The 6820-nt window shown below is 73.6% G+C and carries 4 protein-coding genes; 2 read left to right on the top strand and 2 right to left on the bottom strand.

Annotated elements, in window-relative coordinates; all coding sequences use genetic code 11:
* Positions 1-1680, top strand: a 1680-nt coding sequence (locus ACTS11_RS15550; protein WP_442641209.1) for a cation-translocating P-type ATPase, incomplete at its 5' end; no start/stop codon positions are given.
* Between the two features lie 17 nt (positions 1681-1697).
* Here the strand turns inward: ACTS11_RS15550 and ACTS11_RS15545 are convergent.
* Both ACTS11_RS15545 and ACTS11_RS15540 read right to left on the bottom strand, forming a co-directional pair.
* A complete protein-coding gene (locus ACTS11_RS15545; RefSeq protein WP_442641208.1) occupies positions 1698-4133 on the bottom strand; it encodes a YbcC family protein in 2436 nt (811 codons plus the stop codon).
* Between the two features lie 18 nt (positions 4134-4151).
* Entirely contained in the window at positions 4152-5696 is a 1545-nt protein-coding gene (locus ACTS11_RS15540) for a proton-conducting transporter transmembrane domain-containing protein (RefSeq protein WP_442641207.1), read from the bottom strand.
* A 107-nt stretch (positions 5697-5803) separates the two neighbouring features.
* Between ACTS11_RS15540 and ACTS11_RS15535 the strand changes: the two genes are divergently transcribed.
* A complete protein-coding gene (locus ACTS11_RS15535; protein ID WP_442641206.1) occupies positions 5804-6676 on the top strand; it encodes a LysR family transcriptional regulator in 873 nt (290 codons plus the stop codon).
* Positions 6677-6820: the final 144 nt, after the last annotated feature.

The raw sequence follows: 6820 nt of genomic DNA, 5'->3' as shown, positions 1-6820 counted from the left end.
AAGACCGGCACGCTGACCGAGAACGCCATGACGGCGAGCCGCGTCGTGACCGAGCGTGCCGACTACCGCGTGACGGGCTCGGGCCGCGACCCGGCGGGCCATGTCGAGGTCGATGGGGAGAAGGTGCGGGCAACCGACGACGCGGACCTCGCGCTGATCTGCCGGGTGGCGCAGGTCTGCAACAACGCGCGTCTCCTGCGGGAGGGGGACCGCTGGCTGCCGCTCGGCGACCCGACGGAGACGGCGCTGCTCGTCCTCGCGCAGAAGGCCTGGGCGGAGGCGCCCGACCCCGCGCGGCGGGTGGCGGAACTGCCCTTCACCAGCGAGCGCAAGCGCATGAGCGTGATGGAGGCGACGGCGGAGGGCCACCGCATCTGCATGAAGGGCGCGCCCGAGACGGTGCTGCCGACCTGCTCGGCGCGGCGCTCCGGCGGGGAGACAATGCCCATGACCGAGGCCGACCGCGCGGCGCTGCACGACCGGGCCGAGGCGCTGGCGGCGGAGGGGCTGCGCATCATCGCGCTGGCCTCGCGCGAGACGGCGGAGACCGAGATCGCGGAGCGGGACATGGTCTTTCTCGGTCTCGTCGGCCTGATCGACCCGCCGCGGACCGAGGTGCGCGCGGCGATCCGGGCGGCGCGGCGGGCGGGCATAAGGACGCTGATGATCACGGGCGACCACCCGGCGACGGCCCGCAACATCGCGCAGGCCCTCGGCATCGGCGCGGAGCGCGTGCTGACGGGGGCGGAACTCGAGGCGCTCGACGACGACGCGCTCGGCGCGGCGCTGAGGGGCGAGGTCGCCTTCGCCCGCGTCTCGCCCGCGCACAAGCTGAGGATCGTGGACGCGTTGCAGGCGCAGGGGCTGACCGTCGCCATGACGGGCGACGGGGTGAACGACGCGCCCGCGCTCCGCAAGGCGGATATCGGCATCGCCATGGGTATCCGGGGCACGGACGTGGCCAAGGACGCCTCGGACCTCGTGCTGATGGACGACAACTACGCGACCATCGTGGCGGCGATCCGCGAGGGGCGGCGGCAGTTCGACAACACGCGCAAGTTCGTGCGCTACCTCCTGTCCTCGAACGCGGGCGAGGCCGTGGCCATCGTGATCAACACGATCCTGCTCTCGCCGCTGATCTTCCTGCCGACGCAGATCCTGTGGATGAACCTCGTCACCGACGGCGTGACGGCGGTCGCGCTGGGGCTCGAGCCCGCCGATCCCGCGCAGATGCGCGAGAAGCCGCGCCCAAAAAGCGAGCGCATCCTCGGGCTCCGCAGCCTGCCGGTGATCCTGGCCTTCGGGGCCTATACGGGCGTGGCGGCGGTCTGGCTCTTCGAGAGCCTCCTGCCGCTCGGGACCGACGTGGCGCGGACGGCGGCCTTCAGCGCGATGGTGGTCTTCGAGAAGGTGAGCGTCTTCGCCTTCCGCTCGCTCAGGACTCCGTGCTGGAAGCTCGGCTTCTTCGGCAACCGCGCGCTCCTTGTGGCCTTCACGGCGATGATGGGATTGCAGGTGGCGGCGGTCTACTGGGCGCCGTTGCAGGTGCTCCTCCAGACCGTGCCGCTGCCCGGCGAGGTCTGGTGGACCATCGCGGCGCTGGCGCTGCCGCTGCTCGTGGTGCCGGAACTCCTGAAGACGGTGCTCCACCTGCGCGGACGCGCCGCCGGGCGGGACTGACCCGGCGGCTCGCCCGGTCAGGCGACGCGCGCGGAAGGGACCGGCGCGGCCTCGTCGACGGGGGCCCAGCCGCCGCCGGGCATGTAGCGCTCGGCCACGCGGCCGGCCTCGTCCATGCGGAAGAGGTGGAGCCACGAATTGTCGAGGAGGGCCGCGAGCCCCTCGTGCCTGGCGATGATCGCGGACATCGCCCCGGCCGGGGCCTCGACGATGGCGGCCAGCCGCAGGGGCTCGTGCACGAAGCGCTCGCCGTCGTGGACCGACTGCCAGGGCAGGCCGGGGCGGAGGTCGCCCGACGAACCCTCGATCACGCCGGTCAGGCCCGAGACGTTGTGGAGCACCTTGTTGCCCGCGCCGAAGACGGCGTTGTCGACGGTCGAGCCGTAGTACTGGAGGTTGATCCAGCTCGCCACGATCAGCGGCGCGGTCAGGATCAGCTCCAGCACCGGATAGCCGTTGGCGGCGTCCACCTCCCAGCCGTAACTGTGCAGGAAGGCGCGGCCGCCGAGGTCCACGCCCCGCGTCCGGTGGCGCGGCGCGACGATGAAGGCGGCGCAGCCCGCGAGCGCCCATTCCGGCCGGGTCTGCGACCAGTCGCGTGCGCGGGACTGCACGGCGTCGTCCACCCGCGCGCCCTCCTCGAGGTTGAGGAGAAGCGCGCGCTCGGCCCGCGCGATGCGGCCCGCCTCCCGCAGCGCGGCCTTGAGGCGGGCGAGATCCTCGCCGTGCGTCGCGGCATGGGGCGCGGTGTCGTAGAGCGTCACCTCGTCGGTGGTCGTGTCGTGCAGCGCGGGCACGAAGACGGTATCCCCGGGCACGTCGATCCCCGCGCCCGGAAGGCCCGCGCGGACCTCCGGGTCATTGAGGAGGCGCGCGACGAGGCGGGCGTTCACCTCGCCGTCATGGCCGCCGCAGGCGCCGCAGTCGAGGCCCGCGTTGTGCGGGTTGTTCTGCGAGGTGCCGCCGTGGCCCGAAAGTACGACGAGCCGCGCGAAGGGCCCGGTCAGCGACATGGCCCGCAGGATCGTCGCCGCCGTGCCGACCCGCGCCTCGGGCGCGATGACGTCGAGCGAGGGGGCGAGCGTCGCCGCCTCCTCGACCGTCAGGCCCGGGTGGCGGGGGGCGAGCGCGGTCGTGGCCTTCAGGCTCTGGGCCGCGAGGCGGGGCGCGTAGGCGAGGCCCATGGTCTCCACGTAGCCGAAGCTGGACACCGCGGCCTGCTTGAAGCGCGCCCAGACGGAGGTGGCGGCGATGCGTTCGGCCCGCGCCTCGGCCAGCGCCTCCGGCCCCTCGTCATGGGCGCAGCCCGCGGGCGACAGGAGGACGGGGCAGCGCGCCGTTTCCTGCGCGGCGCCGAGCGGCAGGTACGAGACCGCGGCACCGAAGAAACCCGCGAAGCCCAGCGTCTCGGCCCCCGGCATGGCCGTCTCGAAGGCGCGGCGGAAGACCTCGGAGCGCACGTCGATGCAGAAGGCGGCCTGCACGGGCGGGCGCGTGTCGGACGCGGCCGGCCCCCGGCCGAGCGCCGCGAAGGTCTCCCGCCGCCAGCCGGCCTCGTAGGCGGACTGGAGCGCGGCGAGAAGCGCCGCGTCCGCGCCCGGCACGGGGGGCCTCGCGTAGTCCTTCTTGACCGCCTCCCAGGCCTCGGCCGGAACGAGATCGCGGCAGAGCCAGTCGCAGACGGCGCGGATCGCCAGGAGCTCGGTCAGGGCGGCGTCGGTGCCGCCCGCAAGCTCGGCCTGCCAGAGGCGGTAGCGCGCGTGCCCTGCCCAGCCCTGCACCGTGTAGAGGAGGCGCGCGAACCAGACCTCGAGGGCCGCGCCCTCGATGTCGAGCGCGCCCGCGATGTGGGCGAGCGCCGCGCCGGGCGTGTCCGGCAGCTCCGCGATGCGGGCGGCGGGCAGTCCCATGGCGGACAGGCTGAGGTCATGGGCGGCGTCGGCGCGCCAGTCGGCCCAGAGCGAGGGCTCGGCGATGGCGGTCGACCAGGCGCTCTGGCCCGCGTCGAAGTGGTGGGCGGCGTAGTCGGCGACATGGGCCGCGACGCGCGGCGCCCAGGCCTGACCCGTCGCCTCGCCCGCCAGATGGGCGAGCGTGGGGAGCGGGGCCGGGCCCTTGTCGGACGCGTCGCGCGCCATCCGGGCGAGCGTCCTGCCGTCGGGCGCGACCTGCGGGTGGAGGGCGACCGCTGCGTCGAGATCCTCCGCCGTGATCCGGCCCGTCTCGATCGCCGCGGCGTAGGCGGACGGGGCCAGCGTCATCCGCGCGCCCGAGATGCGGGCGACATCGCCCATGGCGGCCTCGAAGCCCTTGTCCGCGAAGCCGAGGAAGGGGTTCACGGCGACGAAGGACGAGAGCGGCCAGAGCGGCGCCACGAGGCGGCCCGCGGCATCGGCGGCGCGCAGAGCCTCGGTCTCGGTGACGGCGGGGGCGAAGTCGGAGATGTGGGTCATGGGAATTCCCTCCGGGGTTCAGGCGAGTTTCGGCGCGATGAGGCGGTTGAGCACGGGCGTCACGTAGAGCCCGTGGCGCAGATGCGTGGCGAGCGGGCGCCAGCGCCCCTCGGCGAGCCGCACCGGCGCGAGGACCTGGATCGCGGCGGTGGCGGCGAAGACGAGGAGGACGAAGCCCATCACGGCCTGCTGCCCTGCCCCGACCGCGCCGGTTTCGGGCAGCGTGCCCGCGGTCAGCGCCTCGGCCCCGAGCTGGAGCGCGAAGTAGAGCGCGGCGAGGCCGAAGGAGACGAGGCTCGCCCGGATGACCAGCGGCCCCCGCGCGCCCTGCCCCATGGCCAGCGCCACGAGATGCCCGAGGCCGAGGACGAGGACGGCGGCGAGGACGACGAGCGCGGGCTTGCTGTCGAGCGTGACCCCGAAGGCCCAGCCGGTCAGCCCCACCGCCGAGAGCGCGACGGCGAGCGAGAGCGCGGCGTCGCCCGGCCGGACGCGCGCCAGCCGGTGCCCGAGCCGCGCCCGCGCGAGGTCCACGACCGAGCCCGAGCCGAGGAAGGCATGCGCCTTGTAGAGCGAATGCGCCACGATGTGCAGGAGCGCCGCCGGAAAGGCCCCGAGCCCGCACTGGAGCAGCATGAAGCCCATCTGCGCGACGGTGCTCCAGGCGAGCGCCGACTTCACCGCCGTCTGCGTCAGCATGACGAGCGAGGCGAGCGCGGCGGTGAGCCCGCCCACGATGGCGAGCATCCCCATCGCGAAGCCCGGCACGGCGAGGAAGAGATCGGCGAAGCGGATGACGAGGAAGCCGCCCGCGTTGATGACGCCCGCGTGCAGCAGCGCCGAGACCGGCGTGGGCGCGTCCATCACCTCGGTCAGCCAGCCGTGGGTCGGGAACTGCGCCGATTTCAGGAGGGCGGCGACGGCGAGGCAGAAGGCGGCCCAGCCTGCGCCGACCGGCACCTCGCCCGCCTGGAGCGCGGCGGAGATGGCGGCGATCTCGCCGGTGCCGAAGCCCTGCACGAGGAGGATCGCGGCCGAGATCAGGAACACGTCTCCGGTGCGCGCGAAGAGGAACTTCTTCGTCGCGGCGAGCCGCGCCGTCGGCCGGTCGCCGTAGAAGAGGAGGAGGCGGTGGAGCGACAGGCTGGTGCCGATCCAGGCCAGCACGAGCTGCGCGATGTTGCCCGAGGTGACGAGGAGCAGAACGAAGCCCAGCGTCAGCGCGAGCCCGCCCATGAAGGCGCCCTGCCGCGCGTCGCCGTCCATGTAGGTGCGGGCGTAGCGGATCACGACCCAGCCGACGAAGGCGACGAGCAGGACCATCACCGCCGAGAGCGCATCGACCCGGACCTGGAGGCCGAGGCCGTTCGCGCCGATCAGCGCCGAGGTCGTGGCGCCGTAGGTCGCGGCGAGCGTCGCGAAGAGGACCGCGCCCGCGAGCGCGAGGAGCGCGGCGCCCTCGACGAGTGCGAGGCTCCGCCTCGGACGGAGGCCCGGACCCGCGAAGCAGACGAGCGCGGCGGCGAAGAGCGAGAGCGGCAGGAGGTAGGCGAGGAGGGACATGACACGGCACCCTTTCGGACTATCTGACGGTCCGCGAAGAGGTAGCCCCCGGGTTTCCCCAAGTGAAATATATTGTTGATAGCGTTTCGTTCTAATAAAGGGAACGCATGAGCCTGCTGAACTACACCCACCTGCGCGCCTTCCGGGCCGTCGCGGCCGAGGGGAACCTTACGCGCGCGGCCGAGAAGCTCGGCGTCGCTCAATCCGCCGTCTCGACCCAGATCCGCGCGCTCGAGGCGCGGCTCGGCCATCCGCTCTTCGAACGGCGGGGGCGGACCATGGCGCTGACCGAGGCCGGGCGCATCGCCTTCGACTGCGCCGAGCGGGCCTTCGCGGCGGGCGACGAGCTGGTCGAGACGCTGGCCGGGCGCGCGGGCGCGCGACAGGTGGTGCGCGTGGGCGCGCTCGCCACGCTGTCGCGGAACTTCCAGCTGAATTTCCTGAGGCCGCTGGTGCAGGACCCCGAGGTCTCGGTGGTGCTGCGCTCGGGCTCGATCGGCGAGCTGCTGGCGGAACTCGAGGCCCTGCGCCTCGACGTGGTGCTGACGAACGCGCCGCCGCGCCACGACGCGTCGACGACCTGGAGCGAGCGTCGGATCGACGATCAGCCCGTGGGCCTCGTGGGCCATCCGCACCGCATCCCCGAGGGCGCGGGGCTGGCCGACCTGCTGGAGGCGGCGCCCCTCGTCCTGCCCGCCGAGGGCAGCGCGCTCCGCGCCGATTTCGACCGGCTGGTGGCGCGCGAGGGCCTCTCGCCCCGGATCGCGGCCGAGGCCGACGACATGGCGATGCTGCGGCTCCTCGTGCGCGAGGATGCGGGGCTCGGCCTCGTGCCGCCGATCGTGGTGCAGGACGAGCTGTCGAGCGGCCTCCTGGTCGAGGCGCTGCCGCTGCCGGACCTGCACGAGGCGTTCTGGGCGATCACCCTGCCCCGCCGCTTTCCCAACCCGGCGCTCGCGCGCGTTCTGCCACGGGACTGAGGCGCGGAAAAGAAAAACGCGCCCCTCGGGCGCGTTTCTCTGTGGCGACTGCTCCCCGGAGGGATCAGGCCGGATCAGGCGGCTTCGGCCTCGGCCTCGGCGGCGTGGCGACGCCCGCTCTCCTCGCGGCTGAGGGCGACGGAG

Origin of the sequence: Roseicyclus sp., from assembly GCF_052168335.1 — a bacterium.
GTDB lineage: Bacteria > Pseudomonadota > Alphaproteobacteria > Rhodobacterales > Rhodobacteraceae > Roseibacterium.
The sequence above is the reverse complement of the archived record's forward strand: the minus strand, read 5'-3'. Positions and strand labels throughout refer to the sequence as shown.